This window comes from uncultured Polaribacter sp., from assembly GCF_947503875.1.
Taxonomy (GTDB): Bacteria; Bacteroidota; Bacteroidia; order Flavobacteriales; family Flavobacteriaceae; genus Polaribacter.
In genome coordinates this window covers 216,811-243,108 of sequence record NZ_CANNFH010000004.1, presented here as the reverse complement: position 1 = coordinate 243,108, position 26,298 = coordinate 216,811, and the positions used below count along the sequence as shown (strand labels likewise).

Here is a 26,298-nt window from a genome sequence, read left to right as displayed (position 1 = left end):
ATAACTGATTTTTAACAACATAGAAACTATAATAGTTATATAGCACTCACGTTAATTAAAAAATATATTTAACAGTAAAAAAGCGCAATTTCTTTTGAAATTGCGCTTTTCTTATAAATATAACTTTCTGCTAATTTTTATCTTCTAACTTCTCTTCTGGCTCTTCTTTTGCAGCATTTTTAAACTCTTTAATACCACTTCCTAAACCTTTCATTAATTCTGGTATTTTTCTTCCACCAAATAATAATAACACCACCACAAGTATAATTACAACTTGTGTACCGCCTATAAATCCAAATATCGTTAAAAAACTATTCATTTTTATGTATTTTAGACTACAAAGATACAAAAACTAATAACTAGTTTAAATCTTCTTAATTCTTTTTCTCTATAATACCGCCAATTACCTTTTTATCTTTTACCACTTTAGGATTTCCTTTGTAAAAAATTGTACCGCCAAAACTAACTTTTGCATTTAAAGTTTCTCCCGCAAAAATTTCCGCTTTAGCGCCTGTACCCGATTTTATAGTTGCATTATTTAATGTTTTTAAATTGTAACCATGGTAAATGCCATACAAATCTACACTTACTTCTTGGCTATTTGCTGTACCAGAAAGCTTAATAATTCCGCCAGAAGAAGCCCTAACTGTTACATAAGTAGTTTTTAAAGTTAAGTTTATAAACGCTCTTTCTTGTGCATTTACTTCTACTTTATCTTGGGTAAAATCTTTACCTGTTATAGTAGCACCTTCATTAGCATCTATTACATTAATAATACTGTTGTAATATAATTTAATTAATACTTCTCCTTCTGCAGCATTGTCTTCTGGTTTTAAAGAAAATGGTAAAGACAATCTAAGTATGTTATTCACATTTTTAATCTTAACCATATTTGCTTTTGCACCTGTAATTTCTAATTTTTGTTCATTAGATTTAATAAGTTCAACTGCTATACCATTATACACTTTTAAGGTTGTATAATCTCCTAAATTTTTAGTTACCGTTGTTTGTGCAATTGCTGAAAATGCAATAAAAAACAGGCATATAAAGCTTAATTTTTTCATTATTATATATTTTATATTTAAAATAAAATCAACTACTATACCTTTTATATAAAGGCAAATAGTATAATTTATTGTGTAAAAGAATGAATTTAAGATACTTTAACAGCTGTACCCAAAATAGAAACTAAAATTGTACTAGAATTTGCAAAAGGTTCTACGTCTATTTGAAGAGCTACTACAGCATTTGTACCTAATTTAGAAGCATTTTCTTTTAAACGTTGAATGCTTGTTCTTTTAAATTTTTTAAACATCTGCATACATATCATAATACTTAGAAAAATAAAACATATTTTTAAAGGATATTTTTTCCTTTACTAGAGTAACTAGAATTATAAATTGTACCTGTTACAATGCCTAAATAATCTATAATTTTAAAATTTTCTATGTTTTGCGTTGTTGTTAAAATCTTGATTTAAATTTTTATATGATGTCATTTTGCGCGAAATGAAATGAAGTCGAAAAATCTCTAACATTAATTAGATTTCTCCACAAGGTCGAAATGACAAATAAATTCAGAACTAGTCTTCAACTAGATTAAAATCTAAATGTTTACGTTCTAAATCGGTCTTTTTTACTTGAACTTTAACGTTGTCTCCTAACTGATACAAATGTTTGGTTGCTTGCCCAACAATTGCATATTGTGCTTCATCAAAAATATAATAATCGCTTTTTATATCTCTAATTCTTACCATTCCTTCACATTTATTAGCAGAAATTTCTACATAAATTCCCCATTCTGTAACACCTGTAATAACCCCATCAAAAACTTCATCTTTATGATCTTGCATGTATTTAACTTGCATGTATTTTATAGATGAACGTTCTGCTTTAGAAGCTAATTCTTCTCTTTTAGAAGAATGTTTACATTTTTCTTCGTAAAGTAAGGGTTTTGGCGTTTCTCCGCCATTTAAATAATGTTGCAGTAATCTATGCGTCATTACATCTGGATAACGCCTAATTGGCGATGTAAAATGGCTATAATAATCAAAAGCCAAACCATAATGCCCAACATTTTGTGTGGTATACACTGCTTTAGACATAGAACGTATGGTTAAGGTTTCTATCATATTAGATTCTGCTTTACCTTGTACATCATTTAATAACTGATTTAAAGATTCTGATGTAGATTCTTTAGTTTCTGTATTAATTTTATACCCAAACTTGCTAATTATGTTTTGTAAAGAAGCTAATTTTTCTATATCTGGCTCATCATGTACTCTATAAATAAATGTTTTACCTGATGGTTTTCCTTGTTTACGACCAATATATTCTGCTACTTTTCTATTGGCCAATAACATAAATTCTTCAATTAATTTATTCGCATCTTTAGAAGATTTAAAGAAAACACCAACAGGATTTGCTTCTTCATCTAAATTAAACTTCACCTCTACTCTATCAAAAGAAATAGCACCTTGTTTCATGCGTTTTTTACGCAGAATTTTAGCCAATTCATCTAACTTTAAAGTAGCTTCTACAATTTCTGGTGTAACTTCATATTCTTTATCGATTATAGAAGTTTCTAAAGGCATTGTGTAAGGTTTAATATCATCAGAAAGTTTACAATTTTCTATAATACTTTGTGCTTCTTCATACGCAAAACGTTGGTCTGAATAGGTTACAGTTCTACCAAACCACTCGCCTACTATTTGTGCTTTTTTATTGATTTCAAAAACTGCAGAAAAGGTTAGTTTTTCTTCATTTGGTCTTAAAGAACAAACGCCATTAGATAACATTTCTGGTAACATTGGCACTACTCTATCTACCAAATATACAGAGGTTGCTCTATCATAAGCTTCATCATCTAAAACAGTATCTGGCTGTAAATAATGCGATACATCTGCAATGTGAATACCTACTTCAAAATTGCCATTTTCTAGTTTGGTAAAAGACAAAGCATCATCAAAATCTTTGGCATCTTTTGGATCTATGGTAAACGTTAAATCGCCACGCATATCTCTACGTTTGGCAATCTCTTTTTCTGTAATTTCTATCGGTAAATTTTCTGCCTCTTTTTCTACTTCTGGCTCAAATTCATAAGGTAAATCATACTCTAATAAAATAGAATGCATTTCTGTGTTATGGTCTCCTGGTTTACCTAAAACATTGGTAATTTTACCAAAAGGATTCTTAGAATTTTCTGGCCAATCTAAAAGTTTTGCTTGTACTTTATCTCCATGTTCTGCGCCATTCATTTTACTTTCAGAAATAAAAATATCTGCGTACATTTTATGATTGTCTGGTATTACAAAACCAAAATTTTTGCTTTTTTGTAAAACTCCAACAAACTCAGTTTTTGCACGGTCTATAATTTCTACAACATCTGCTTCTAATTTATTAGAACGTCTTCTTTTGTAAACATAAGCTCTAACCAAATCACCCTGTAAACCTTTACCTAAATTATTATTGGGTATAAAAATATCGTGTTCATAATCATCGGTTATAAAATAACCATTTCCATTAGAAGTAACATCTAAGGTACCTAAAGAGTACTTTCTATCCTCATTTATTTGAAACTTACCTTTGTCTACTTCTTTTATTTTTTTTGAAGCTTTTAATTCGGCTAATTTTTGAATGATTTGATTTTTACCTTCTGTATCTACTATCTGTAATTTTGCGGCAATTTGTTTGTAATTAAAAAATTTTGCGCCGTCTTTGTTTAATATTTTAAATATATTTTTAGTTAAATCTTTTACAACTTTACCTTTCTTTTTATATATTTTTTTCTTTCGTCTTGTCATGTATTCTATACTATTACTATTGTAGCAAATTACAAATATTTTAATTTTTATTGATTAATAAAATGTTAGGAAATTGTTTTGCTATTTACTTTTTATTATGCCTTTATAAACCTTGAATAAATATTTTTTTGAGAAAAATCTAATTCAAATCTTAACTAATTTTCTTTTAAACTACTATACTACTTTGTTGATGCAATCAAATTGATAAAGATTTAAAAATGAATATTCCGTTTGTGGAGAAGAGTCCTAGTTAAAGCAATTATAAACGGATAGCTTTTGTAAATATACACAAAAAACTTTTAAACTTAAATTCTAATAAAATTTATGGTTTCAGTAAAATGTTACAAGTAGAAACTACATTAATGTTAAAATTTTGTAAAGATTTGATTAATAACACGTCTACTCTAAAAAGAAGTAAAAAAACATGAAAAAAATACATAAAGTAATTGCTTTATTCGCTTTAATTTTTGTTGCAGGAATATTTGTAACGATTATTACAGTAAATACTTCTTTAAATAAAACGGATACTAAAAAAAGTATTACAAAAATAGAAAGAGACACTACTTACCTTTTACAAGCTGAACGTAAAAATTAAAAATTCTTTTTTGAATTTGAGACTTATCAACATTCTATATTATAATTATTTTTCTTTTATAAAATTTTAAAAAACTATGATGTTTATAATAGTATGTGAATAGCTACTATAAAATTTTATGTTTTTATTTTAATATTTGAGTTATTAAAAACTACTTACATTTTATGAGGTATTTAAAAGCTTAAAAATCAACTTAAAAATAGAGTTGTTAACAAAACTTATAAACAGGTATTCACTATAAATAACCAATAACTTAATTCCTTTTCTATGTAAACAAATTGTAAATTTTATGTTGATAAACTTTTATCAAAAACTTAAAATTAAATTTGCATATCTGCTTTACTTCCGTGTATTATAATTATAATTAGATTTACCAAAAATACTTACTAGTTTTTCAATACAACTTCTTAACATTTACTTAAAATAGGTAAATACTTTATTAATAAGTAGTTATTAAAAATGTAAAAAATAACATTGTTTATAACTGTTGATAACCGTTAATTTCTATATTTTTGTTGTCTAACTACCTGTCATTCCGATTGAAGCGATAGCAAAACAGAATAATCTATAGATTATTTTGTAATATAGATTTCTGCATAAGATTGTAATGACAAATTAAATAATTAAATGATGACAATTGCCATAGGAAACGATCACGCAGGAACTGAATACAAGTTCGAAATTATAAAATATTTAGAAGAAAAAGGTTATGATGTTTTAAATTTTGGAACAGATACAGATGCTTCTATGGATTATCCTGATGCGATTCATCCAACAGCAGCTTGTGTAGAATCTGGTAAAGCTGAACTTGGTATTATTTTATGTGGATCTGGTAATGGTGCACAAATGACAGCAAATAAACACCAAGGTATAAGAGCTGCTTTGTGTTGGAATAATGAGTTGGTTGCTTTAACAAGACAACATAATAATGCTAATATTTTAACCATTCCTGCACGTTTTGTGTCTTTACAACAAGCTATTGGTTTTGTAGATATCTTTTTAAATACAGCCTTTGAAGGTGGAAGACACCAAAATAGAGTTGGTAAAATTTCATGTGCTGGGTAAATAAATAAAAGTTGTCATTTCGAGTGAATTTTCGAAGTATGAGAAAATTTGTATCTAGAAATCTTTTTCAATAATGAACTTCATCACAAAAACTTTCCAAGAATTAACTACAACAGAATTGTATCAAATACTACAATTACGTTCTGACGTTTTTGTGGTAGAACAAGATTGTGTGTATCAAGACATAGATTTTAAAGACCAAAAAGCATTACATATTTTAGGTTTTAAAGAGGATAAAATTATTGCTTATACCAGAGTTTTTAAACCAAGAGATTATTTTGATAATGCAAGTATTGGTAGAGTAGTAGTGCAAGAAAAGCAACGTAAATTTGGTTATGGTTATCATTTAATGGAAGCTTCTATAGCTACCATAAAAGAAAATTTTAAGGTTGATAAAATTACCATTTCTGCCCAAGTGTATTTAACCAAATTTTACAATTCTTTGGGTTTTAAACAAGTAGGAACCCAATATTTAGAAGATGGCATTCCTCATATAAGAATGGATAGATGTTAGTTATTGGTTGTTGGTTTTTAGTTAATTATCATAAATATCTAACATTTGTATACTTTTTTAAAGTTTTTAAAGTGCTTTTTCCTAAAGTAAAAGTGGCCAGTGTGTTTTTACTTATTAATTTCTGCACGAATCCTGTCATTTTTAGCGATAGTGAGAAATCTCAAGTATTTCTAAATTATGTTTAAGCTTCTTAATTTAAGTTTTGTAATGTGACTTCTCTTAAAGTAAAAGTATAAAGTTTACTTATATTTTAGTAAAATTCTATGATTTACAACAAACTATCAACTTCTTTAACAGCACTAACTTCTAGTTTACCTAATTTAATTTTACCAACTCTAACTCTAATTAAACGCAAAGTTGGGTAACCCACAGCAGCTGTCATTTTGCGTACTTGTCTAAATTTTCCTTCTGTTATACATATCGAAATCCAACTTGTTGGGCCATGTCTTTCATCTCTAATTTTCTGACTTCTTAAAGGAAATTTTGGATCATAAATAATGCAAGCTTTACTTGGTTTTGTGGTGTATTTTTTACCATTAAAACCAATTTCTACACCTGTTTTTAATTGCTCAATTTCTTTGTGTGTAATTAAACCATCTACTTGTACATAGTATTCTTTCTCATATTTATTACTTCTAATTTCTGCAGAAACTTTACCATCTGTTGTTAATAAAAGTAAACCTTCAGAAGGTACATCTAAACGTCCAATAGCCATAGTTCCTGTAGGAAAATCATACAAATCTCCTAATAATTTTTTCTTTCGTTTTGCAGGATTTACAAACTGAGAAATCATTCCCCAAGGTTTATGAATGATAAAATGACGGTGTTTTTCAATCAAAATTAAAAACCTTTTTTATTTTATTGCACTTAAAAAATTGGTAAAAGACGCCCAATAGTTTTCAGAACCTTCTGTGGTTTTCCAAAGTGCTCTAGAACCATGTATGCCTTTTACTTCTGGTATAAAATGTGTGGTAAATTTAGTATCTATTTTATCTATTAAGATTGTAACACTTTCACTTTCAGATAAAGAAGAGGTTACAAAAACAGGTTTTTGATAGGTACTTATTTCTTTATTCATATTTATTTCTTTAAAATATTCACCAGGACTAAAAGCTGCAACTGCTTTTACTTTTTCATTATCAACCCCAATTAAAAGTGCTAAAGAAGCAGAATAAGAACTACCTACTACAATTATTTTTTCTCCTTCATTTTGTGTGAAAATATAATTTATAGCTCCTTCTATGTCTTGTTTTGCATCTAAATATGTAGTTCCTAAACCTTTTTTAGTTGCGGCTAATTTAGTTTCATTTTTTATATTATTAACTGCATTTCCAGAACGTTGGTCTATAGCCATTACAGCATACCCAAGTTTTGTTAATTCTAAAGCAGTATCTGAATATTCTCCTCTGCTAAAACCTGCTTGATGGCAAAGTAAAACATTAATTTTTGCTCTCTTGGTTTTATAAATATCTGCTGTAATGGGCAAACCATCTTTAGAAGGAAATGTAATGGTTGTTTTTTGTACCAAATTTTCCGTATTTTTTTCTGCTGAAACATCACTGGTATTGGTAGGTTTATTTTTACAAGAAAATAAAATTAGTAAACTAAAAAGTAAAGAATATTTAAACGTATTGTACATAATTAATAAGGTTTTGTTGTTAAAGTACTTTAATTTCAAAAGAAAAACTTTCTTTTCCAGAAGAAATAGACATATTTTCTTCAGAGAATTTTTCGTCTGTATAAGAAGTATATTGTGTAATAGGTTCTATACACAACATGTTATCAACAGGCGTCCATAACATAAAATTATTGAAGTTTTTCGTAGTAATTTCTAGATGATTTCTATCGGAATTTTCTAGAATAATTTTATTGGTATGTAATACAGGAAACGCATTATGGCCAGCTTTGTAAATTTCTGATAATGTAATTTTTGTATTATTTGCGACTAAAGTATCTGCACCTGTATTAGATAATAAAAAAGCAGGATGATACCCTAACATAAAAGGCATACCAGTTTCTGAAGTAAAGCTAAAATCTATGGTTAATGTATTATCTTTTAGTGTAAAATGTTTTTCGAAGGTAAAATCAAAAGGCCAAAAAACGAATTCTTCTGGAGATTTTTTTGGGAATTTTGCATTTTGTAAAGGTGTATTTTGAGCATACACTTTTCTAAATTTTGCAGAGGTTTCATCAGCAGAAAAAAGGTCATACTCCATTTCTCTTAACAAACCATGTTGATCTAAAATAGCATCGCCTTTTTTGGTGTGTAAACGATAATTATTTTTAGATAAAGGTCCAATTACAGGAAACATTTCATCATCAGATTTTCTCCAACCTTTCCTTCCTTTTTGGTGAATGTATTCCTTATCATCAACTTTAAAAGAAATTAATTCTCCTTTTTCTATTTTTACAATGCTGTTAATATTTTTAAGGGTAATTGTATTTTTCATGGTTTTAAATTTACAATAATTATACTACAAAAATCGAAATTATTTTTTAGGATTTTAGGCAGAGTTTTTTGTAACTTGCTATACTTTTAAAATTATAAATAATAGCAGATTTTATGGCAGCAGCAGATAAGGAAAAACAAGCAAAATTAAAGGCATTACAGTTAACTTTAGATAAGTTAGATAAAACTTACGGTAAAGGTTCTGTAATGAAAATGGGAGACGCTGTAGTTGAAGATATAGAAGCAATTTCTTCTGGTTCTTTAGGTTTAGATTTAGCCTTAGGCGTAGGTGGTTATCCAAGAGGTAGAGTAATAGAAATTTACGGACCAGAATCTTCTGGTAAAACAACATTAACAATACATGCAATTGCAGAAGCTCAAAAAGCGGGTGGTATTGCTGCATTTATTGATGCAGAACACGCTTTTGACCGTTTTTATGCAGAGAACTTAGGTGTAGATATAGAAAACTTAATTATATCGCAGCCAGATCATGGAGAGCAAGCGTTAGAAATTGCAGACAATTTAATACGTTCTGGAGCTATAGATATTGTAGTAATTGATTCCGTTGCTGCATTAACACCAAAATCTGAAATTGAAGGTGAAATGGGAGACTCTAAAATGGGTTTACATGCGCGTTTAATGTCTCAGGCTTTGCGTAAATTAACGGGTACTATTTCTAAAACAAATTGTACAGTTATTTTTATTAACCAATTGCGTGAAAAAATTGGGGTAATGTTTGGGAATCCAGAAACGACAACTGGTGGTAATGCTTTAAAATTTTATGCATCTGTGCGTTTAGATATTCGTAGAAGAACGCAAATTAAAGATGGCGATAAAGTTATTGGAAACAGTACCAAAGTAAAAATTGTAAAAAATAAAGTAGCACCTCCTTTTCAGATTGCAGAATTTGATATTATGTACGGACAAGGAATTTCTAAAGTTGGAGAAATTTTAGATATTGGTGTTGAATTGGGTATTGTTAAGAAAAGTGGTTCTTGGTTTAGTTATGGAGAAACCAAATTAGGCCAAGGTAGAGATGCTGTAAAAGGTTTAATTAAAGAAAATCCAGATTTAATGGACGAGTTAGAAGGTAAAATTAAAGAAGCTATTGACAATCAAGAGTAGGCTACTGAAAATCAATTTTTTAAAGTTGCGCAGCAATGCACTAAAAAATTGTAAGTTGAACTAGTGCCGATTTTACATCGGGATCTTTTTGAAAATTCAAATACAATATTTTGAACTACTATTAAACTTAGGTTTGGTAGTAGTTTTTTATTTATAAAAATTGCGCAGCAAGGCTTTAAAAATTGTAAGTTGAACTAGTGCCGATTTTATAGAGGTTCTATAATTTTAATTCTAACGCCAGTAAAACAATCGTCCATACATCGCTTGTTTTCATAGCCACAGGTGGAAATCATTCCGTTATTTTCGGTCTCAAAGTAAGTTGTTGTATAATCTCTCTCAATTAGCCAATCATTTTCGGCTTTATTATAAATTTCGTCTAATGTAAATGGTTTAGCTCCGTTTTTATGAGTGCCTATTTTAGCACCTGTTTCTGTCCATTCGAGTTCGTCTTGCTTAATTTCAGTTGATAAACCTTCTGTAAAAGTGTATTCAAAATCCCTTTGAATTACAATTCCATTTTCAACGATTATTGTAGTTTCCCAACGGAATCCTACCCAAGAAACAAATGTTACAATGTATTTGTATGAGTCGTTGGAAGTTTCTTTAAAATCCAACCAAATTTTTTTACTGGTTTCAAACTTGTTTTGGTATTCTAAATCGTTTGAATCGCAAGCGTTGAACAAACTACCAATTAATATGACAACAATCAAATATGCTTTGTTTTTCATTTTTGATAGTTTAATTTATACATGCCTTTTTCTTTATTTGGTTGCGCGTAAATTTACTACACTTAAAGTACGCAGAAACTTTCCAAAGTTGCCATAAATAGCAATAAACTATACGCACTGTTAGCACCGGTAATTTTAATAATCCTGTACTAAAACTTCAGTAGGAATGTGTAATTTTAAATTTAAGTTTCTAATCATTTCCAATGTCAATTTTCTTTTTTTATTTAAAATTTCACTAACTCTACTTTTAAATCCAACAACTTCAGCCAAATCTTTCTGTTTCAAACCCATTTGTTCCATTCTAAATTTAATAGCCTCAATTGGGTCAGGAAATCCAATTGGAGAAGTTTCGTTTTCGTATTTGTCAATTAATATTGAAAGTATTTCTAATTCGTCTCCTTTTTTTGTTCCTTTTTTAGCATCAAAAATTACTTCAAGTCTTTCAAGAGCATTTAAGTAATCTGTTTCGTTTTTTATTGGTCTTATATTCATCTTAAATTTCGTTTGCGTTTATTTTGTCATATTCGACGTGAGTTCCTATAAATCTTATCCAACAAATTTGATATTCTAAATTAAATTTAACAATTAGTCTATAATTATTTCCTTTAATGTTAAATACGACTCTATTTTCTTTTAAAATACTAGCACTTGGATATTCTTTTTTTAATTCATTTAAGGATTCCCAATTTGCTTTTTCGGTTTCTCTGTACCAAGCTGTTAATTGTTGTTCGGAATCTGAATGTTTAGTCCAGAAATTTCGTAAAGTTCGTTTTGCAATAATTCTCACTTTCCATTAATTTAAGCAAATGTAATAAAAAGTTACCAATTTGGTTATTTGTTTCGATTTTTTTATTGGCTACAACTACTTTTAAATTTAGAAGAAAATGGCTATAAATTTATTGAAATAGAACAATTACTGTTTATTTCAGAAATTTAAAACTTAATATTCAACCTAAATTAAAACACAGCCACAATTCACTTAAAACTAATCTTTAGACAATACTTTTACCAACCATAAAATTAAATAAGCACCAATACCAAAACCACCTAATAAAACCAATAATACAAAGAGTATTCTATAATTTTTTGTGGTAAAATTTGTTCTTGTACTCAACCATTCACATACGCCTAAAATCATAATTTATTTATTTTCATATTTTTTCAAAACAGTTTTCCCCCTTTGGGGAATTAAAAAGGCTTAAACACCTGTACTTCCAAAACCACCTGCACCACGTTCAGTTTCGCTTAAAACTTCTACTTCTTGCCAATTTATACGTTCATGTTTGGCAATTACTAATTGTGCAATACGTTCACCATCATTAATTACAAAATCTTCGTTAGATAAATTTACTAAAATTACACCAATTTCTCCTCTATAATCTGCATCTACAGTTCCTGGAGAGTTTAAAACAGTTATTCCTTTTTTGGCAGCCAAACCACTTCTTGGTCTTACTTGAGCTTCAAAACCAATAGGTAATGCTATAAATAAACCAGTTTTTACAATAGCTCTTTCTAAAGGTTTTAGTGTAATTGTTTCATTAATATTTGCGCGTAAATCCATTCCTGCAGCACCTGCTGTTTCATAATTTGGTGTGGCATGTTTCGATTTATTTATAATTTGTACATTCATAGTATTTGCTTAAAAAGCTAAAGTTTAACGTATATTGTAGTTGTACAAATATAATAATTCGCATTTGCATTGATAAAAAGAGTATAGTTTTATTACTTTTGAGCTACCAAAAGAATGATTTATGAATGATTCCAAGAAAATAGCGGTTTTAGGAGGAGGAAGTTGGGCAACTGCTATTGTAAAAATGTTACAAGAAAATTTAGAAACTGTTGGTTGGTATATGCGTAATGCTACAACCATTGCACATATTAAAGAAAATGATCATAACCCTAATTATTTAAGAGCTGCAGATGTGTATGCAAAACAGTTAGATTTGTATGATGATATTAATGCCATTGTCACCAATTATGATATTTTAATATTTGCGATTCCTTCTGCTTTTTTAACTTCAGAATTAGAAAAATTAACCCAATCTTTAGAAAATAAAATCATTTTTTCGGCAATTAAAGGTATTGTACCAGAAACAGGTTTAATAGTTGGCGAGCATTTTAATGAGAAATACAACATTCCGTTAGAAAATATAGGTGTAATTACAGGTCCTTGTCATGCAGAAGAGGTAGCAATGGAAAGACTATCTTATTTAACCATTGCTTGTAAAGACGAAAACAAGGCAGAATTATTGGGCAATTCTTTGCAAAGTTGGTATATAAAAACTAAAATATCCGACGATATTATTGGAACAGAATATGCTGCCATGTTAAAAAATATTTATGCAGTTGCAGCTGGTATTGCACATGGTTTGGGTTATGGAGATAATTTTCAGTCGGTTTTAATGAGCAACGCCATTAGAGAAATGAAACGTTTTATTAAGAAAGTTCATAAAATGAAACGTAACATTAATAACTCTGCTTATTTAGGAGATTTGTTAGTAACTGGGTATTCTGTTTTTAGTAGAAACAGGCAATTTGGTAACATGATTGGTAAAGGATATACTGTAAAATCTGCACAAATGGAAATGAGTATGATTGCAGAAGGCTATTATGCTACCAAAAGTGCTTACAATATTAAAGAAGATAACAAGGCAAAAACACCTATTATTTGTACAGTGCACAGTATTTTATACAAAGGAAAAGACCCTAAAAAAGAGTTTAAAAAGTTAACAGAATTGTTAGATTAATTCTTCTTTCTATTTCTTTGCGGTCACTTCATATTTTTAGTTTATTTTTGAACATTCGTTTATAAATTTAAACAAAAATCATGAAAACCATACAAGAGGTTGTAGAAAGCACCATTAGAAAAACACCTTTTATTGAAGAAGCTTTAAATGAAAAACTGATAAATGTTTCTTCTTTAGCAAGAATAATTTTACCAGAAGTAGCCACAATTTTAAAGAAAGACGTAAAAGTTGGCGCGGTTATGATGGCAATTAACAGGCTTTCTCCTGCAAGTGAATTGCGTATTAGAAAAAACATTAAAAAACTTGCCTTAGATTTGGGTGATGTTATTGTACGGTCTGATTTATGCGATTTTACTTTTAAAAATACTACTTCTTTACTTAAAGAAATTGCTAAAATATTAATGAAATCTTCAGAGAGTTCAGATTATTTTTTAACAGTTTCTCAAGGTATTTTTGAAACTAATATTGTTACTAGTAAAAATTTAGAACCTTTTGTAAAAGATATTTTTGAGAAGGAAACTATAATTTCTAGCGTGTTAGATTTGGCATCAATTACCATAAAGCTACCCAAAGAAAACCAAGAACAATCTGGTATTTATTACTTTATTTTAAAGCAATTGGCTTGGGCAGATATTCCATTACAAGAAATTATTTCTACTACAAATGAAATGACAATTGTGGTGAAAGAAGAAGACATTAATCAAACTTTTGCCATTTTAATGGACATGAAATTGACTTAAATTCATGTCTAAAAACGATCCTTACGCGGCACTTCGAATTAGAGAATTCAATATTTTTTTATTTGTTAGATTCTTATTGGTTTTTGGCTGGTCTATGCAATTTATTGTCATAGAGTGGCAAGTATATTCAATTACAAAAGACCCTTTATCACTTGGTATTATTGGCTTAATGGAAATTATTCCAGCATTTTCTATGGCACTTTTTGCAGGTCATATTGTAGATCAAAGAGAAAAAAGAAACTTACTTGCAATTTGTACAGCAGCTTTTTCTTTAATCAGTTTGGGTTTGTTTCTCCTAACGTCGGATGCAATAATTGGCAATTGGTCTACAAATAGTGTATTATATGCTATTTATGCATTGGTTTTTTTCGGCGGATTTTTACGTTCCTTTTTTGGGCCTACTATTTTTTCTTTAGTAGCACTTTTAGTTCCCAAAAAAATATATCATAATGCTGCAACTTGGAGCACAAGTACTTGGAAAACAGCATCTGTTTCTGGTGCTTTATTTGGTGGTTTTTTTATAAGCTGGCTGGGTGTAGACAAAACATTGTGCTTAGTGTTTATTTTAGTATTGCTCTCTTTCTGTTTTTTGTTTTTAATTAAAAAGAAACCAATTTTAAACAAAAAAATTGGTGAGCCAATGAAAGAAAGTTTAAAAGCTGGAGTAAAATTTGTATTTAAAACCAAAGAAATTTTAGGCGTTTTAACCTTAGATATGATTGCTGTTTTATTTGGTGGAACAGTAGCAATTTTATCGGTTTTTGCACAAGATGTTTTAAAAGTTGGACCAGAAGGTTTTGGTATTTTAAACGCATCTATTTCTATGGGAAGTATTGTAACCATGTTTCTAACAACCTACATTCCTATCAACAAAAACACAGGTACAAAAATGTTGGTTTCTGTTTTTATATTTGGATTAAGTATTATTGCTTTTGGGTTGTCTTCTATTTTTTGGGTAAGTGTGCTGGCATTGTTTATAAGTGGTGCTGCTGATGGAATTTCTATGGTAATAAGACAAACCATTTTACAGTTAAAAACACCAGACGATATGCGTGGTAGAGTATCTTCTGTAAACTCTATGTTTGTGGGTTCTTCTAACGAGTTGGGTGCTTTTGAAAGTGGTTTAGCAGCCAAATTATTAGGGCCAGTTGCAGCTGTAGTTTTTGGTGGAACAATGACCTTAATTACAGTAGTTACCATTGGTGCAGTAAACCCAACTTTAAGAAACTTAGATTTAACAAAAGAGATTGAAGAAAACGAAAAGGAAAGTGTTACAGAAACGAATGAAACCTAATATTTCGAACTTGAAACTTAGTTAGGAATCGTTCTAAAATTACCTAGTAAAAGCGTCCAATCATACGTTTTAAAATTTAAATTGTTTGGTTTTTCTGGTGTTATTTTATATTGATGTAGTATTTTTTTGGCTCCAGAAGTACCGTTAAAATCACCTCTAAACCAAGACATTAAAGCCACAGAAGTTGCCGTTTTTGTTTCAGAATTATAAGAAGTTTGTTCTTTTAAGTAAGCTGTGGTCATAAAATCAAATTCTTTGTCTAAATTTTCTGACGAATAAATGGCAACAGGAGGACAACTTTTTGCACCACAGTTTAAAGCAAAATGCACGCGCCAATCGATTTTGCCGTTAATGCGTAATTTACGTTCCCAATTTGGGTTAAACCATTTTCTAAGGTATCCTAAACTAATTTTAATTCTAGATTTTCTTATAATTCCATGCTCAATATCATCAAAAGATAAAATTTCTCCGGCAATTTTTACTCTTTTATCACTAAAAAAATCGCCTCTATTTTCGTACAATGCAGGTTTTTCAGTTAAAGAGATTTGTATAAAAGCATTGTAAACATTTACCCAAAATGCAATTTTCTGTTGGTCGGTTTTTAGTTGATTTACCAGTTCATTTAAAGTACTTTTCTCTAAAATTTGCACTTCTTTTTGGTAGGTATTACCTGCCATAATATTATGTAGCAATTGTTGTGAAATTGCTTCGTAATTTATTTTATCTTGTGAAAAACTTATAGAACTAAATAATAGTAGTGCACATAAAAAAAGCTGTTTCATATAAAAATACGTATGTTTAAGCATGATGTTAAGTATTATAATTCCTGTTTATAATGAACAAGAAAACCTTGTAAAAAGGTTGTCGTTTTTATGCGAACAAGCTAACAAATTTTCAATAGAAATTATTGTTTCCAATTCTCCAGAAACTACAGACGAAAGCGCTAAAGTTTGCAAGAACTTTGATAAAGTTAAGTATTTACAGTCAGAAAAAAAAGGAAGAGCTGCCCAAATGAATTTTGGTGCGAATAAGGCAAAAGGTGATATTTTGTTGTTTTTACATGCAGACAATCAATTACCAGAAGATTTTTATAATGAAGTTACAAATGCAGTAAATAAAGGAAATAAAGCCGGTTTTTTTGCCTATAAATTTGATAAAGAAACGTTTTTATTAAATGTAAATAGTAGGTTTACAACTAAAGATGGTCTTTTTGCAGGTGGTGGAGATCAATGTCAATTTTTTACAAAAGAGGTTTTTAAAGCACTTAAAGGATACAATGAAACCTTTTGTATTATGGAAGATTTTGAAATGATAGATAAGGTTAGAAAGCATAAAATTCCGTATACAATTATACAGTCTAAAGCCATAGTAAGTGCTAGAAAATACGAGCACAATTCTTGGCTTAAAGTAAATGCTATAAACGGTTATGTTTTTTTACTTTATAAATTGGGTGTAAACCCTTTAAAACTAAGAAAAACGTATAAAAGTCTCTTAAGAGAAAGTGTTTAAGCTACTTTTTAATGAAATGTGGTAGCAGTTTCTAACTCTTTTTCCAATTCTTGTAAATGTTTTGCTGTTGTTTTGGCATCCCAAGAAAAGGCTTCTTTAAATAGGTTTACCACAAAATCTTTATGTTCAATTACGCTAGGTGCGTTAAAAAATAGTCTTCCAGTTCTGCGCATAAAAAAGTCTGTAGGTGTGCAAGTCATTTCGTTTTGTATGGCAAATAAAACTTCTGCTTTTAGCATTTTTTTAGGTTCACCTTCTTCAGACATTTGTAAAGACAAATCATCATAAATTTGCAAAATACTATCTGTTTGTTGTCCATAATTATGCACCAAATATTCAGCATCTTTTCTGTTAAAACCAACTTCTGTTATTCTATTTTGTATGGCATCTGTATAACTTTTTACTTCATCGTAATTTTTAAAAGTACCGCCAGAAAGAATAATTTCTTTGGTTTTAATTTCGCCAAATTCTTTGTCAAATCTTCTTTTGTATTTTTTAGCTACTAAATCTACAATACGTTCTGCCATTTTACGGTAACCTGTTAATTTACCACCAGCAATAGAAATGAGTTCTGTATCAGACACAAAAATTTCGTCTTTTCTAGACAATTCACTAGCAGATTTTCCTTCTTCATGAATTAAAGGACGTAAACCTGCCCAAGAAGATTGCACATCTTCTATAGAAATATTAATTTCTGGAAACATATTGTTTACAGCAGCAATTAAGTAGGTTGCATCTACCAAGCTTGTGGTAACATTGTCTTTATCTTCTTGATAATTGGTATCTGTTGTACCAAAATACGTTACGTTTCCACGCGGAATTGCAAACATCATTCTGCCATCTGGCACATCAAAATAAACCGATTGTTTTACAGGCAATTTATCATGAGCAACTACCAAATGTACACCTTTTGTTAAGTGCAAACGTTTGCCAACTTTAGATTTGTTGGTTTGCCTTAAAGTGTCTACCCAAGGTCCTGTTGCATTTACTACATATTTTGCTTTTATGGCAAATTCATCACCAGAAAAAACATCTTTTACTTTTGCACCAACCACTCTATTTTCTTCATAAATAAATTCGGTTGCTGCTGTATAATTTATAATGTTTGCATTGTAATTTAAAGCCGTTTTTAAAACCTCTAAAGTTAAACGCGCATCATCTGTTCTGTATTCTGCATAATAACCTGCACCGTTTAAAATAGCTTCTGGTAAGAGAGGTTCTTTGGTTAAAGCCTCGTCTTTTTCTAGCATTTTACGTTTGTCTTCGCCTTCTACGGCTGCCAAAATATCGTATACTTTTAAGCCAATAGACGTTAACCAAGAACCGTAAGTTCCACCATCAATTAAAGGCAATAACATTTTTTCTGGCACAACTAAATGTGGTGCTAATTGGTGTACAATTGCACGTTCTGTACCTACTTCTTTCACCAACCAAAAATCGAATTGCTTTAAGTAACGCAAACCACCATGAATTAGTTTTGTAGACTTACTAGATGTTCCTGAAGCAAAATCTCCCTTTTCTATTAAAGCAACTTTCATACCTCTAGAGGCAGCGTCTAAAGCAATACCTGCTCCTGTAATTCCACCTCCAATAATAAGAACATCAAATTCAGTTGATTTTAAGTTAGCTGTAATTTTGGTTCTATTTAAATGTGAAAAAGTACTCATATATAATTGTTGTTTTTTAAAGTCTAAAAAAGAAGTAAGCCACTAATTTAAAATAAAATACAAAAGGGTAGTGTTATTTATGATTAAATATTTAACAAATTTTAAACATTATTTAGTATAGTTCTAAATAATTAATACGACCTAATTTAGAAAACATAAACATATGGGATTATCAGAAATATATACAAACGGAAAACAAAAGCAGAATAGAGGGCACTTTGCAAATATTGTAAAAATTGCAAAAGCAGATGATAAAATAACAGAAGAAGAGTATCTTTTTTTAAATTGTATGGCAAAAAGTTTAAACTTAAGTGTGCTTAGTTTTTGTAGAATTTTAGAGAATCCAGAAAGTTTTCCAATAAATCCACCAACAAATTTTGAAGAAAGAATAGCACGTTTACGAAATTTAACGCACATGATTTTAGCAGATGGTGATGTTACAGACAAGCAAGTAAAATTGTTAAATAAAATTGCTGTAGGTTTGGGTTTTTCTTCTAAAAATGTGACTAAAGTATGCCAAAGAGCATTAGAACTTGCCATAGCAAGAACAGATTTAGACACTTTTATAAAAGAGGTTAGTAAAGTAAATAGAGCAAGAGATTAGGTAATTTTTTTATCTGTATATTTCTTTTATGTTCGAAATGTTATATCTTTAAAGAAAAAAATATGGGATTATCAGAAATATATACAAACGGAAAACAAAAACAAAATAGAGGGCACTTTGCAAACATTGTAAAAATTGCAAAAGCAGATCATAAAATAACTATAGAAGAAGAACATTTGTTATTACAAATAGCAAAACGATTAAATATTAGTCAATCTAGTTTTATTAAAATTTTAGAGAATCCAGAGAAATATCCTATTAATCCACCAGGAAATTCAGAGGAAAGAATAACGCGTTTGCACGGTTTAACGCAAATGGTTTTGGTAGATGGAGAGGTGGCAGAAGAAGAGGTAAAATTAATGCGAAAAATAGCAATTGGTTTAGGGTTTTCTTCTAAAAATTTAGATGGTGTTTGCGAAAAAGCAATAGCCTTGGTAAAAACAAATATAGATTTAGAAGGTTTTATAACGGAAATTAAAAAAGTGAATAGAGCTTAAAATTAAATAGACTTATTTTAATAAGTTGGTAGGTAAACCATCTATACTGGTTTGATTTTTATCTTTCCAGTATTTTTGAATGCCTTCTTTTCCTTGCTTTGCTGCCCAATCATTAAGTTCATTTCTTTCGCCTTTGTAATCAAAAAAGGGAATGGACATGCCACAAGAAGTTTGGGCAGAGTCTATGGTAATGTCAAAAATTTGACGCGTTCCTGGTGTTTTTGGAAATAACGATATCAATTCGTCCCAAGAAGCATCACCTTCTTTTATTTCTTTTCCTTTTCCGTACAAACGTAAAATGTTTGGTGCACCTTCAAAAGAACAAAACATAAGTGTAATGCGTTTATTTTCTAGTAAATGCGCTGCAGTTTCGTTTCCACTACCTGTAACATTTAACCACAAAACACGGTTTTCATTTATAACTCTAAAAGAATCCATGCCTTTAGGTGATAAATTTATGCGACCAGAATTAGGCGCAGTGGCTACAAAAAATATTTTTTGAGCTGCTATAAATTGCTGAAGTCTTGCCGTTATTTTTTCGTAGAATTTAGACATTGATTTTATGTATTTTAAGGACTACAAATTTACAACATCTTAAAATATTAATTTGATTACCTTTAGCCAAATTATTTTTTTATGGAATACGGATTTCTATCAATATTACCACCAGTAATCGCCATTATTTTGGCATTAAGAACCAAGCAAGTATACATTGCTTTGTTGTTTGGTATTTGGTTTGCTTGGTTAATTATTAAAGGTTTTAATCCCTTAGAAGGCACTTTAGCCATGATAGAAGGTTTGGTAAACGTTTTTCAATCTAAAGGAAATACAAGAACCATATTATTTAGTGCTTTAGTAGGATCTTTGTTAATTTTTATTCAGTATTCTAAAGGCGTAGCAGATTTTATAAACATTATTAATAAAAAGTTAACCAAATTAGAAAGTAAAAAAACAGGGTATAGCAGAGTTATGGTGCAAATTTTAGCAGCTTTTACAGGTTTGTTATTGTTTGTAGAAACTAGTATTTCTTCTTTAACAGTAGGTACTTTGTACAGGCCAATTTTCGATAAATTAAAAATACCAAGAGAAAAACTCGCTTACATTGCAGATTCTAGTTCTGCGCCATCTTCTATTTTAATTCCCTTTAATGCTTGGGGTGCATTTATAATGGGTTTGTTGCTAACACAAGGTATAGACAAACCTTTCTCTGTAATGATAGCTTCTATAAAATACAATTTCTATCCGCTTTCAGCGCTATTAATTGTATTCATTATCATTTTATCAAAAAAGGATTTTGGCCCAATGAAAAAAGCCGAAAAAAGAACTTTAGAAACCGGTAAATTAATGAATGAAGGTGCAAAACCAATGGTTTCTGATGAAATTACTTCTTTTCCGCCAAAAGAAGGTATTAAAGCCAAAGCATATAATATGATTGTGCCTTTATTAACCATGGTTTTAATGATGCCAATAAATTTGATATACACTGGCTGGAGCTCTGTAAAAGAATCGACTTCATTTTTAAATCATGCTTCACAAGCAATTGGGCAAGGCTCTGGTTCTTCTTCTGTTTTATATGCAGTAATTACAGCAATTTTGGTAGCAATTACCATGTATTTCATCCAAGGAATTTTAAAACCAAAAGAAGCTGTAAACTTAACCTTGAAAGGCATTAGCGAGTTAATGCCTTTGGCACTTTTAATGTTGTTAGCATTTGCAATTGGAGATGCCTGTAAAGAACTAGAAACTGGTGTTTACGTTGCAAATGCCACTAAAGAATGGCTTTCTCCAGAACTATTACCAGCTGTTGTTTTTATTATCAGCTCTTTTATTGCGTTTTCTACAGGCACATCTTGGGGCACTTTTGCAATTATGTTAGCAATTGCAGTACCAATGGCAAATATTCATAATGCAGATATTACAATTGTTGTGGCAGCAACTTTAGGTGGCGGAATTTTCGGAGACCATTGTTCGCCAATATCAGACACTTCTATAATTTCCTCAATGGCTTCTGCCAGCGATCATATAGACCATGTAAAAACACAACTGCCTTATGCATTATTTGGTGGCGTAATTACGGTTTTTTTGTATTTAATTATTGGATTTTTAGGCTAGTTTATCGATTATTTTTAAAGTACCAATACACATTGTCTAAAGTCCAAGTATTGCCAGCAACCAAATCGCTAATTAAGGTTTTGTCTTCAAGCGTTTTTAAATTTTGGTAATTTACATTACGCTCTTTTTCTTGAAACAACTCTTGAATAGAATTAATGTTTTCTGGTGAATTATGTATGTTATCATAACGATTTTTAAGCGGTTTTTCTAAATAATTTTCTGTAAAAAAATCATACGAAGAAAACGTAACAAACTCTGTTATTTGCGCATAATTAAACCACACAAAAGCCCCAATATTTATATGAAGCCAATCATAAAAATCTAATAAGTTGCGCTCACTATAAGGCGTATTCATCAAGTTACTTTTGCATAAATTTTTAAGAACTGTGGTGTCTGCCTCAGTAAAATCATCAAAAATAAAATGCCCATCATCATCATGATTAAAAACAATGTATTGCAGTATTTCTTTATCAGTTAAGTTTGTGTTTCCTACAAAATCTAACTTTTTAAAATTAAAAGCAGGCTCATGCAAAACAAACTGATACATGGCTTTTAACGCATCTTTTACCAAAAAAACTGGCCACTCTTTATTATCGCCAATTAAAAGCGTTCTATGGTTTATTTTAAAAGGCAATGCACCTGTATCTGCTTTTAAAACATTAAATATGGGCCTGTTGCCTAAAACTCCAATTAATTCTTTCTCTACAAACTGTAACATGCAAAAGAAAATTACAAAATATTTGTTTTTTGGCTTAGTCGTTTTTTTACTTTCGTTTTATTTTTTACAATTCTAAATTATAAAAAAATTAGAAATAAATTTTGTGCTCTAAGCAACAATTAACAGATTTTTATATGGCATATTTTTCTTAAGCATTTTATTTTTTGGGCGTTACCACAAGGGGCGCGCTTTCCACTATATCTTTTTGTGAAAAACAAAAAGGATGCCGTTTCAATCGCTAACGCAGGCGTATTTAATAACAAATTACATAAGTAAAAGACGTAAGTTATTTTTTAGTGAGTAGCAATACCAATTAAACAGTAAAATAACCCATATAAATAGTTTCTTTTTACCTTTATCTGCGTTAAAATTTTAAACCATAGCTAAGGCTATGATTAAAAATTTCGCCTTTAAAAAGAAAAAAATAATACAATTTATTTATGTATCATTTTAAAATTTAATTGGTATAAGCACATTTTGTGATTTCAAGAAAAAGAAAGAAGGTAGAAGTAAGGCATAGATTTTATTCTAATAAAGTACAACTTAGCGCTACGTTAGCAAGTTTATGCGACTTCTCACTACGTTAGAAGTGACAAATCTTGTGGGTTTACGATTGCTTTATACTATTGTGAATTTGCGCTAGTTTTGGTGTGTATTTACTCATAATTTCATAATAGAATTCTATTCTTTTAAACGATAGTGAGAAAACACACAAGCAACACATCAAAAAGAAAGGAAAAAGAGTGTATTACTTTGCTAAAACGCCACGTTTTTTAATAGCATCAATAGTACGTAAAGCACCTTCTTTAACTGTATTTTCTTTAAAGAGAAAGGTTTTTTCATACAAAGTATTTTCTTCAAAAAAAGTAACCTGAAAACGATTGTTTAAAGCAAACAATTCTGGCTGAATCAATTCTATTTTGGCAAAAGAATTGGCAGGTAATTTTTCTACCTTTTTACGCAATAAAGAAGTAGTTTTCGTATCCGAAAAACCTTGAGAAACAATAACCACCATTTCTAAATCAACATTTTTATTGTTGATGAGGTACACATTCCAATCGTTAGTGTTATAGATATCGTTAAATTCATAAACGATAGCCATTTCTACGTTGGTTACTTCTGGTATTTTTATGTCTTTTTTCAAAATTAGTTTGTAAAGTTTTTATGGTTTAAAGTTGTAAAGTGAAACTACTTTATACCTACATCTTTATTCATTTTTCTAATAATTAAGACTAAACTAACTATAGAAAGTATCATAATTAGTAAAGAACCTGTTCTCTTATTTTCAAAAGGTAGAAAATCTAAAATAGCATTCAACCCAAAAAAAATTAAACCAATACTAGGCAACAAAAGTAGTACACCAAATATATCAAGCTTTTTCATAAAATGAGTTTGTAAAGTTTGAAAGTAAAAAGTTTATAAAGTTGCAAAACTTTTAAACTTTAAGAACTTTAAACTTTTTAACTAACTATATAACCGACTTAAATTGCTCTAAAAATCGCTTATCATTCTCATAAAACATTCTAATATCTGGTATTTGATACAATAACATAGCAATACGTTCTATTCCCATACCAAAAGCGTAACCAGAATATTTTGTTGGATCTATGTTTGCGTTTTTCAACACATTTGGGTCTACCATACCACAACCCATAATTTCTAACCAACCTGTACCTTTTGTAATTCTATAGTCTGTTTCTGTTTCTAAACCCCAATAAATATCTACTTCTGCACTTGGCTCTGTAAACGGAAAGTAAGAAGGACGCAATCTAATTTTAGACTTGCCAAACATTTCTTTGGTAAAATATAATAAGGTTTGTTTTAAATCTGCAAAAGAAACATCAGTATCTATATACAAACCTTCCACTTGATGAAAAATACAGTGTGCTCTCGCAGAAATATCTTCATTTCTAAAAACTCTACCTGGAGAAATGGTTCTAATTGGCGGTTCATTTTCTTCCATATAACGTACTTGTACAGAAGAAGTGTGTGTTCTTAGTAAAATATCTGGATTTTGCTCTATAAAAAACGTGTCTTGCATGTCTCTTGCTGGGTGATATTCTGGCAAGTTTAATGCTGTAAAATTATGCCAATCATCTTCAATTTCTGGTCCTTCAGAAACCGTAAAACCAATTCTATTAAAAACCTCTATAATTTGGTTTCTTACTAAAGAAATTGGGTGTCTAGAGCCTAAATTAATAGGTTCTGCTGGTCTTGTTAAATCGCCATAAATACCTTTTTCTTCAACAGCATTTTCTAGAGAATCATTTAACTCAGCTACTTTACCTTCAGCAGATTGTCTAAGATTATTTAACGCTTGGCCAAGGTCTTTTTTAAGTGATGCATCTACATTTCTAAATTCTGTAAACAATCCTTTAAGCAAACCTTTGCTTCCTAAATACTTAATTCTAAACGCTTCTACTTCTTCTTTAGAAGTTGCTTTAAACGCTTGTACATCTCCAATTAACTCTTTTACTTTATCTAACATGTTCAAATATCATTAGGCTACAAATTTAATCTTTTTTAAATAGTTTACTTGGCAAAATGTAAGAAAAGCGAATTATCAAGACAAACTTAGGGTAATAGTTTATAATAGATAATGCTGTTTTTTTAAGAAAACTTTTTAATATTATCATATTTAAAATGAACTATATTTGTCAAGTTAAATTTTTATTAATATCATAAAAAATTATGGAAGAAAATATAAAATCCAAAATTGAAGGTTTCATGGAGTTGGTAAAACAACGTAATGGACACGAACCAGAATTTTTACAGGCTGTACAAGAAGTAGCAGAGACTGTAATACCCTATATTATTGCAAATGATATTTATTGTGGTAAAAATATTCTGTTAAGAATGGTAGAGCCAGAAAGATTAATTTCTTTTCGTGTTTCTTGGGTAGATGATGATGGTGAAATTCAAGTAAATAGAGGGTATAGAGTACAAATGAACTCTGCAATAGGACCTTATAAAGGAGGTTTACGTTTTCATAAATCTGTAAATGCAAGTATCTTAAAGTTTTTAGCTTTTGAGCAAGTGTTTAAAAACTCGTTAACTACTTTACCAATGGGCGGTGGTAAAGGAGGTTCTGATTTTGATCCTAAAGGAAAATCAGACAACGAAATTATGCGTTTTTGTCATGCTTTTATGACTGAATTATTTAGACATATTGGGCATAATACAGACGTACCTGCAGGAGATATTGGAGTAGGTGCAAGAGAAATTGGTTTTATGTTTGGTATGTATAAAAAACTTAACAATACGTTTACTGGAGTTTTAACTGGTAAAGGACAATCTTGGGGTGGTTCTTTAATTAGACCAGAAGCTACAGGTTATGGAACCGTTTATTTTGCAGAAAATATGTTAAAAACAAAAAACGATTCTTTTGAAGGAAAAACAATTGTAATTTCTGGTTCTGGAAATGTAGCACAATTTGCGGCAGAAAAAGCAATAGAATTGGGCGCTAAAGTACTTACACTATCAGATTCTGGAGGTTATATTCTAGATGAAGATGGTATTGATACAGAAAAGCTAGAGTTTGTTATGGATTTAAAAAATAACAAAAGAGGTAGAATAAGTGAATATGTGTCTAAATATCCTAATGCAAAATATTTTAAAGGAGAAAGACCTTGGTCTGTAAAATGTGACATCGCTTTACCTTGTGCAACTCAAAATGAATTGAACGGAGAAGAGGCAAAAGCATTAATTGATAATGGTTGTATGTGTGTTTCTGAAGGAGCAAACATGCCATCTACACCAGATGCAATGCATGCTTTTCAAAAGTCAGGAATTTTATTTGCGCCAGGTAAGGCAAGTAATGCAGGTGGTGTTGCAACTTCTGGATTAGAAATGAGCCAAAACTCACTAAGAATTTCTTGGTCTAGAGAAGAGGTAGATAGAAGATTAAAAGACATTATGGAAGATATTCATGATTCTTGCGTGCAATATGGTAAAAATGATGATGGTTCTATAGATTATGTAAGGGGTGCAAATATTGCTGGTTTTGTAAAAGTTGCAGATGCAATGTTAGCACAAGGTGTTATCTAAAAAGATCTTTTTAGAATATATAAATATAAAGCGCATCATTTTATGATGCGTTTTTTTTGCATTAAAATTTAGAATATACTATTTA

General features: G+C 29.9%; 32 protein-coding genes. 12 read left to right on the top strand and 20 right to left on the bottom strand.

Translation table 11 applies throughout. From position 1 onward, the window contains the following. Nucleotides 1-130: 130 nt before the first annotated feature. The 5 genes from tatA to rnr form a co-directional block, all read right to left on the bottom strand. Nucleotides 131-319, bottom strand: coding sequence for a twin-arginine translocase TatA/TatE family subunit (tatA, locus tag Q0684_RS08195; RefSeq protein ID WP_299015040.1), 189 nt, complete (start codon nucleotides 317-319; stop codon nucleotides 131-133). Nucleotides 320-374: 55 nt separating this feature from the next. Then, nucleotides 375-1,064 carry a head GIN domain-containing protein gene (locus Q0684_RS08190; RefSeq protein ID WP_299015037.1) on the bottom strand — a complete coding sequence of 230 codons (690 nt, stop codon included), beginning with the start codon at nucleotides 1,062-1,064 and terminating at the stop codon, nucleotides 375-377. An 89-nt stretch (nucleotides 1,065-1,153) separates the two neighbouring features. After that, the gene (locus Q0684_RS08185; RefSeq protein ID WP_299015034.1) at nucleotides 1,154-1,315 is read right to left on the bottom strand and encodes a heavy metal-binding domain-containing protein; all 162 of its coding nucleotides are present in this window, start codon (nucleotides 1,313-1,315) and stop codon (nucleotides 1,154-1,156) included. Nucleotides 1,316-1,356: 41 nt separating this feature from the next. After that, a complete protein-coding gene (locus Q0684_RS13520; RefSeq protein ID WP_366140201.1) occupies nucleotides 1,357-1,431 on the bottom strand; it encodes a hypothetical protein in 75 nt (24 codons plus the stop codon). A gap of 151 nt (nucleotides 1,432-1,582) precedes the next feature. After that, a complete protein-coding gene (rnr, locus tag Q0684_RS08180) occupies nucleotides 1,583-3,802 on the bottom strand; it encodes a ribonuclease R (RefSeq protein ID WP_299015032.1) in 2,220 nt (739 codons plus the stop codon). 424 nt (nucleotides 3,803-4,226) lie between these two features. On the opposite strand from rnr, the gene Q0684_RS08175 reads away from it, so the two are divergent. The 3 genes from Q0684_RS08175 to Q0684_RS08165 all read left to right on the top strand — a co-directional run bounded on the left by Q0684_RS08175 (nucleotide 4,227) and on the right by Q0684_RS08165 (nucleotide 5,976). Continuing rightward, on the top strand, nucleotides 4,227-4,397 hold the full coding sequence (locus Q0684_RS08175; protein ID WP_299015028.1) for a hypothetical protein: 171 nt from the start codon (nucleotides 4,227-4,229) through the stop codon (nucleotides 4,395-4,397). Nucleotides 4,398-5,027: 630 nt separating this feature from the next. Further along, nucleotides 5,028-5,462, top strand: a complete 435-nt coding sequence (gene rpiB / locus Q0684_RS08170; protein ID WP_299015025.1) for a ribose 5-phosphate isomerase B — start codon at nucleotides 5,028-5,030, stop codon at nucleotides 5,460-5,462. Nucleotides 5,463-5,535: 73 nt separating this feature from the next. Next, nucleotides 5,536-5,976: a GNAT family N-acetyltransferase gene (locus Q0684_RS08165; RefSeq protein ID WP_299015022.1), complete on the top strand. Its 441-nt coding sequence runs from the start codon at nucleotides 5,536-5,538 to the stop codon at nucleotides 5,974-5,976. Between the two features lie 268 nt (nucleotides 5,977-6,244). Here the strand turns inward: Q0684_RS08165 and Q0684_RS08160 are convergent, their stop codons facing one another. From Q0684_RS08160 to Q0684_RS08150, 3 genes are read right to left on the bottom strand one after another with little or no spacing between them, the layout of a single operon-like run. After that, nucleotides 6,245-6,811 carry a pseudouridine synthase gene (locus tag Q0684_RS08160; protein ID WP_299015554.1) on the bottom strand — a complete coding sequence of 189 codons (567 nt, stop codon included), beginning with the start codon at nucleotides 6,809-6,811 and terminating at the stop codon, nucleotides 6,245-6,247. Between the two features lie 18 nt (nucleotides 6,812-6,829). After that, entirely contained in the window at nucleotides 6,830-7,654 is an 825-nt protein-coding gene (locus Q0684_RS08155; RefSeq protein WP_299015019.1) for an alpha/beta hydrolase, read from the bottom strand. Further along, nucleotides 7,635-8,426 (bottom strand): aldose 1-epimerase, encoded by a 792-nt coding sequence (locus tag Q0684_RS08150; RefSeq protein ID WP_299015016.1) that lies wholly within the window; start codon nucleotides 8,424-8,426, stop codon nucleotides 7,635-7,637. The genes Q0684_RS08155 and Q0684_RS08150 overlap by 20 nt, the downstream gene beginning before the upstream one ends. 113 nt (nucleotides 8,427-8,539) lie before the next feature. On the opposite strand from Q0684_RS08150, the gene recA reads away from it, so the two are divergent. Next, on the top strand, nucleotides 8,540-9,550 hold the full coding sequence (gene recA, locus Q0684_RS08145; protein WP_298762839.1) for a recombinase RecA: 1,011 nt from the start codon (nucleotides 8,540-8,542) through the stop codon (nucleotides 9,548-9,550). A 206-nt stretch (nucleotides 9,551-9,756) separates the two neighbouring features. On the opposite strand, the gene Q0684_RS08140 is transcribed toward recA, so the two are convergent. The 5 genes from Q0684_RS08140 to dut all read right to left on the bottom strand — a co-directional run bounded on the left by Q0684_RS08140 (nucleotide 9,757) and on the right by dut (nucleotide 11,908). Then, nucleotides 9,757-10,278, bottom strand: coding sequence for a hypothetical protein (locus tag Q0684_RS08140; RefSeq protein WP_299015013.1), 522 nt, complete (start codon nucleotides 10,276-10,278; stop codon nucleotides 9,757-9,759). 135 nt (nucleotides 10,279-10,413) lie between these two features. Next, entirely contained in the window at nucleotides 10,414-10,770 is a 357-nt protein-coding gene (locus Q0684_RS08135) for a helix-turn-helix domain-containing protein (RefSeq protein ID WP_101902747.1), read from the bottom strand. A gap of 1 nt (nucleotide 10,771) precedes the next feature. Beyond that, a complete protein-coding gene (locus Q0684_RS08130; RefSeq protein WP_299015010.1) occupies nucleotides 10,772-11,065 on the bottom strand; it encodes a type II toxin-antitoxin system HigB family toxin in 294 nt (97 codons plus the stop codon). Nucleotides 11,066-11,263: 198 nt separating this feature from the next. Continuing rightward, nucleotides 11,264-11,416 (bottom strand): PspC domain-containing protein, encoded by a 153-nt coding sequence (locus tag Q0684_RS08125; RefSeq protein ID WP_299015007.1) that lies wholly within the window; start codon nucleotides 11,414-11,416, stop codon nucleotides 11,264-11,266. Between the two features lie 60 nt (nucleotides 11,417-11,476). Then, the gene (gene dut, locus Q0684_RS08120; RefSeq protein WP_299015004.1) at nucleotides 11,477-11,908 is read right to left on the bottom strand and encodes a dUTP diphosphatase; all 432 of its coding nucleotides are present in this window, start codon (nucleotides 11,906-11,908) and stop codon (nucleotides 11,477-11,479) included. Between the two features lie 121 nt (nucleotides 11,909-12,029). Here dut and Q0684_RS08115 point away from each other — a divergent pair, with 121 nt between their 5' ends. The 3 genes from Q0684_RS08115 to Q0684_RS08105 all read left to right on the top strand — a co-directional run bounded on the left by Q0684_RS08115 (nucleotide 12,030) and on the right by Q0684_RS08105 (nucleotide 15,059). After that, the gene (locus Q0684_RS08115; protein WP_299015001.1) at nucleotides 12,030-13,025 is read left to right on the top strand and encodes an NAD(P)H-dependent glycerol-3-phosphate dehydrogenase; all 996 of its coding nucleotides are present in this window, start codon (nucleotides 12,030-12,032) and stop codon (nucleotides 13,023-13,025) included. Between the two features lie 80 nt (nucleotides 13,026-13,105). Next, complete coding sequence (locus Q0684_RS08110) at nucleotides 13,106-13,765, top strand: hypothetical protein (protein WP_299014998.1); 660 nt, start codon at nucleotides 13,106-13,108, stop codon at nucleotides 13,763-13,765. Nucleotides 13,766-13,769: 4 nt separating this feature from the next. Next, on the top strand, nucleotides 13,770-15,059 hold the full coding sequence (locus tag Q0684_RS08105) for an MFS transporter (protein WP_299014995.1): 1,290 nt from the start codon (nucleotides 13,770-13,772) through the stop codon (nucleotides 15,057-15,059). 17 nt (nucleotides 15,060-15,076) lie between these two features. Here the strand turns inward: Q0684_RS08105 and Q0684_RS08100 are convergent, their stop codons facing one another. Next, nucleotides 15,077-15,841 carry a DUF547 domain-containing protein gene (locus tag Q0684_RS08100; protein WP_299014992.1) on the bottom strand — a complete coding sequence of 255 codons (765 nt, stop codon included), beginning with the start codon at nucleotides 15,839-15,841 and terminating at the stop codon, nucleotides 15,077-15,079. Nucleotides 15,842-15,863: 22 nt separating this feature from the next. Here Q0684_RS08100 and Q0684_RS08095 point away from each other — a divergent pair, with 22 nt between their 5' ends. Next, nucleotides 15,864-16,568, top strand: a complete 705-nt coding sequence (locus tag Q0684_RS08095) for a TIGR04283 family arsenosugar biosynthesis glycosyltransferase (protein WP_299014989.1) — start codon at nucleotides 15,864-15,866, stop codon at nucleotides 16,566-16,568. Between the two features lie 8 nt (nucleotides 16,569-16,576). On the opposite strand, the gene Q0684_RS08090 is transcribed toward Q0684_RS08095, so the two are convergent. After that, nucleotides 16,577-18,235: a glycerol-3-phosphate dehydrogenase/oxidase gene (locus tag Q0684_RS08090; RefSeq protein ID WP_299014987.1), complete on the bottom strand. Its 1,659-nt coding sequence runs from the start codon at nucleotides 18,233-18,235 to the stop codon at nucleotides 16,577-16,579. A gap of 163 nt (nucleotides 18,236-18,398) precedes the next feature. On the opposite strand from Q0684_RS08090, the gene Q0684_RS08085 reads away from it, so the two are divergent. Together Q0684_RS08085 and Q0684_RS08080 are read left to right on the top strand one after the other, a co-directional pair. Further along, the gene (locus Q0684_RS08085) at nucleotides 18,399-18,839 is read left to right on the top strand and encodes a TerB family tellurite resistance protein (RefSeq protein ID WP_299014985.1); all 441 of its coding nucleotides are present in this window, start codon (nucleotides 18,399-18,401) and stop codon (nucleotides 18,837-18,839) included. A 62-nt stretch (nucleotides 18,840-18,901) separates the two neighbouring features. Beyond that, nucleotides 18,902-19,336 carry a TerB family tellurite resistance protein gene (locus Q0684_RS08080; protein WP_299014982.1) on the top strand — a complete coding sequence of 145 codons (435 nt, stop codon included), beginning with the start codon at nucleotides 18,902-18,904 and terminating at the stop codon, nucleotides 19,334-19,336. A gap of 12 nt (nucleotides 19,337-19,348) precedes the next feature. Here the strand turns inward: Q0684_RS08080 and Q0684_RS08075 are convergent, their stop codons facing one another. Next, nucleotides 19,349-19,891 (bottom strand): pyridoxamine 5'-phosphate oxidase family protein, encoded by a 543-nt coding sequence (locus Q0684_RS08075; protein ID WP_299014979.1) that lies wholly within the window; start codon nucleotides 19,889-19,891, stop codon nucleotides 19,349-19,351. A gap of 81 nt (nucleotides 19,892-19,972) precedes the next feature. On the opposite strand from Q0684_RS08075, the gene Q0684_RS08070 reads away from it, so the two are divergent. Beyond that, nucleotides 19,973-21,448, top strand: a complete 1,476-nt coding sequence (locus Q0684_RS08070) for a Na+/H+ antiporter NhaC family protein (RefSeq protein WP_299014975.1) — start codon at nucleotides 19,973-19,975, stop codon at nucleotides 21,446-21,448. 1 nt (nucleotide 21,449) lies between these two features. Here the strand turns inward: Q0684_RS08070 and Q0684_RS08065 are convergent, their stop codons facing one another. The 4 genes from Q0684_RS08065 to pheS all read right to left on the bottom strand — a co-directional run bounded on the left by Q0684_RS08065 (nucleotide 21,450) and on the right by pheS (nucleotide 24,654). Beyond that, nucleotides 21,450-22,166 (bottom strand): hypothetical protein, encoded by a 717-nt coding sequence (locus tag Q0684_RS08065; RefSeq protein ID WP_299014972.1) that lies wholly within the window; start codon nucleotides 22,164-22,166, stop codon nucleotides 21,450-21,452. A 748-nt stretch (nucleotides 22,167-22,914) separates the two neighbouring features. After that, nucleotides 22,915-23,310, bottom strand: a complete 396-nt coding sequence (locus tag Q0684_RS08060; RefSeq protein WP_299014969.1) for a hypothetical protein — start codon at nucleotides 23,308-23,310, stop codon at nucleotides 22,915-22,917. Nucleotides 23,311-23,354: 44 nt separating this feature from the next. Beyond that, entirely contained in the window at nucleotides 23,355-23,549 is a 195-nt protein-coding gene (locus tag Q0684_RS08055; protein WP_299014966.1) for a hypothetical protein, read from the bottom strand. An 85-nt stretch (nucleotides 23,550-23,634) separates the two neighbouring features. Further along, nucleotides 23,635-24,654: a phenylalanine--tRNA ligase subunit alpha gene (gene pheS, locus Q0684_RS08050; protein WP_299014963.1), complete on the bottom strand. Its 1,020-nt coding sequence runs from the start codon at nucleotides 24,652-24,654 to the stop codon at nucleotides 23,635-23,637. A 215-nt stretch (nucleotides 24,655-24,869) separates the two neighbouring features. Here pheS and gdhA point away from each other — a divergent pair, with 215 nt between their 5' ends. Further along, nucleotides 24,870-26,213: an NADP-specific glutamate dehydrogenase gene (gdhA, locus tag Q0684_RS08045; RefSeq protein WP_299015551.1), complete on the top strand. Its 1,344-nt coding sequence runs from the start codon at nucleotides 24,870-24,872 to the stop codon at nucleotides 26,211-26,213. Nucleotides 26,214-26,298 lie beyond the last annotated feature (85 nt).

Excerpts from the sequence above, each read along its gene's own strand:
- tatA (WP_299015040.1), bottom strand. The coding sequence starts at position 319 with ATGAATAGTTTTTTAACGATATTTGGATTTATAGGCGGTACACAAGTT.
- Q0684_RS08190 (WP_299015037.1), bottom strand. The coding sequence starts at position 1,064 with ATGAAAAAATTAAGCTTTATATGCCTGTTTTTTATTGCATTTTCAGCA.
- Q0684_RS08185 (WP_299015034.1), bottom strand. The coding sequence starts at position 1,315 with ATGTTTAAAAAATTTAAAAGAACAAGCATTCAACGTTTAAAAGAAAAT.
- rnr (WP_299015032.1), bottom strand. The coding sequence starts at position 3,802 with ATGACAAGACGAAAGAAAAAAATATATAAAAAGAAAGGTAAAGTTGTA.
- Q0684_RS08175 (WP_299015028.1), top strand. The coding sequence starts at position 4,227 with ATGAAAAAAATACATAAAGTAATTGCTTTATTCGCTTTAATTTTTGTT.
- rpiB (WP_299015025.1), top strand. The coding sequence starts at position 5,028 with ATGACAATTGCCATAGGAAACGATCACGCAGGAACTGAATACAAGTTC.
- Q0684_RS08165 (WP_299015022.1), top strand. The coding sequence starts at position 5,536 with ATGAACTTCATCACAAAAACTTTCCAAGAATTAACTACAACAGAATTG.
- Q0684_RS08150 (WP_299015016.1), bottom strand. The coding sequence starts at position 8,426 with ATGAAAAATACAATTACCCTTAAAAATATTAACAGCATTGTAAAAATA.
- recA (WP_298762839.1), top strand. The coding sequence starts at position 8,540 with ATGGCAGCAGCAGATAAGGAAAAACAAGCAAAATTAAAGGCATTACAG.
- Q0684_RS08140 (WP_299015013.1), bottom strand. The coding sequence starts at position 10,278 with ATGAAAAACAAAGCATATTTGATTGTTGTCATATTAATTGGTAGTTTG.
- Q0684_RS08135 (WP_101902747.1), bottom strand. The coding sequence starts at position 10,770 with ATGAATATAAGACCAATAAAAAACGAAACAGATTACTTAAATGCTCTT.
- Q0684_RS08125 (WP_299015007.1), bottom strand. The coding sequence starts at position 11,416 with ATGATTTTAGGCGTATGTGAATGGTTGAGTACAAGAACAAATTTTACC.
- dut (WP_299015004.1), bottom strand. The coding sequence starts at position 11,908 with ATGAATGTACAAATTATAAATAAATCGAAACATGCCACACCAAATTAT.
- Q0684_RS08115 (WP_299015001.1), top strand. The coding sequence starts at position 12,030 with ATGAATGATTCCAAGAAAATAGCGGTTTTAGGAGGAGGAAGTTGGGCA.
- Q0684_RS08110 (WP_299014998.1), top strand. The coding sequence starts at position 13,106 with ATGAAAACCATACAAGAGGTTGTAGAAAGCACCATTAGAAAAACACCT.
- Q0684_RS08105 (WP_299014995.1), top strand. The coding sequence starts at position 13,770 with ATGTCTAAAAACGATCCTTACGCGGCACTTCGAATTAGAGAATTCAAT.
- Q0684_RS08100 (WP_299014992.1), bottom strand. The coding sequence starts at position 15,841 with ATGAAACAGCTTTTTTTATGTGCACTACTATTATTTAGTTCTATAAGT.
- Q0684_RS08095 (WP_299014989.1), top strand. The coding sequence starts at position 15,864 with ATGATGTTAAGTATTATAATTCCTGTTTATAATGAACAAGAAAACCTT.
- Q0684_RS08090 (WP_299014987.1), bottom strand. The coding sequence starts at position 18,235 with ATGAGTACTTTTTCACATTTAAATAGAACCAAAATTACAGCTAACTTA.
- Q0684_RS08085 (WP_299014985.1), top strand. The coding sequence starts at position 18,399 with ATGGGATTATCAGAAATATATACAAACGGAAAACAAAAGCAGAATAGA.
- Q0684_RS08080 (WP_299014982.1), top strand. The coding sequence starts at position 18,902 with ATGGGATTATCAGAAATATATACAAACGGAAAACAAAAACAAAATAGA.
- Q0684_RS08075 (WP_299014979.1), bottom strand. The coding sequence starts at position 19,891 with ATGTCTAAATTCTACGAAAAAATAACGGCAAGACTTCAGCAATTTATA.
- Q0684_RS08070 (WP_299014975.1), top strand. The coding sequence starts at position 19,973 with ATGGAATACGGATTTCTATCAATATTACCACCAGTAATCGCCATTATT.
- Q0684_RS08065 (WP_299014972.1), bottom strand. The coding sequence starts at position 22,166 with ATGTTACAGTTTGTAGAGAAAGAATTAATTGGAGTTTTAGGCAACAGG.
- Q0684_RS08055 (WP_299014966.1), bottom strand. The coding sequence starts at position 23,549 with ATGAAAAAGCTTGATATATTTGGTGTACTACTTTTGTTGCCTAGTATT.
- pheS (WP_299014963.1), bottom strand. The coding sequence starts at position 24,654 with ATGTTAGATAAAGTAAAAGAGTTAATTGGAGATGTACAAGCGTTTAAA.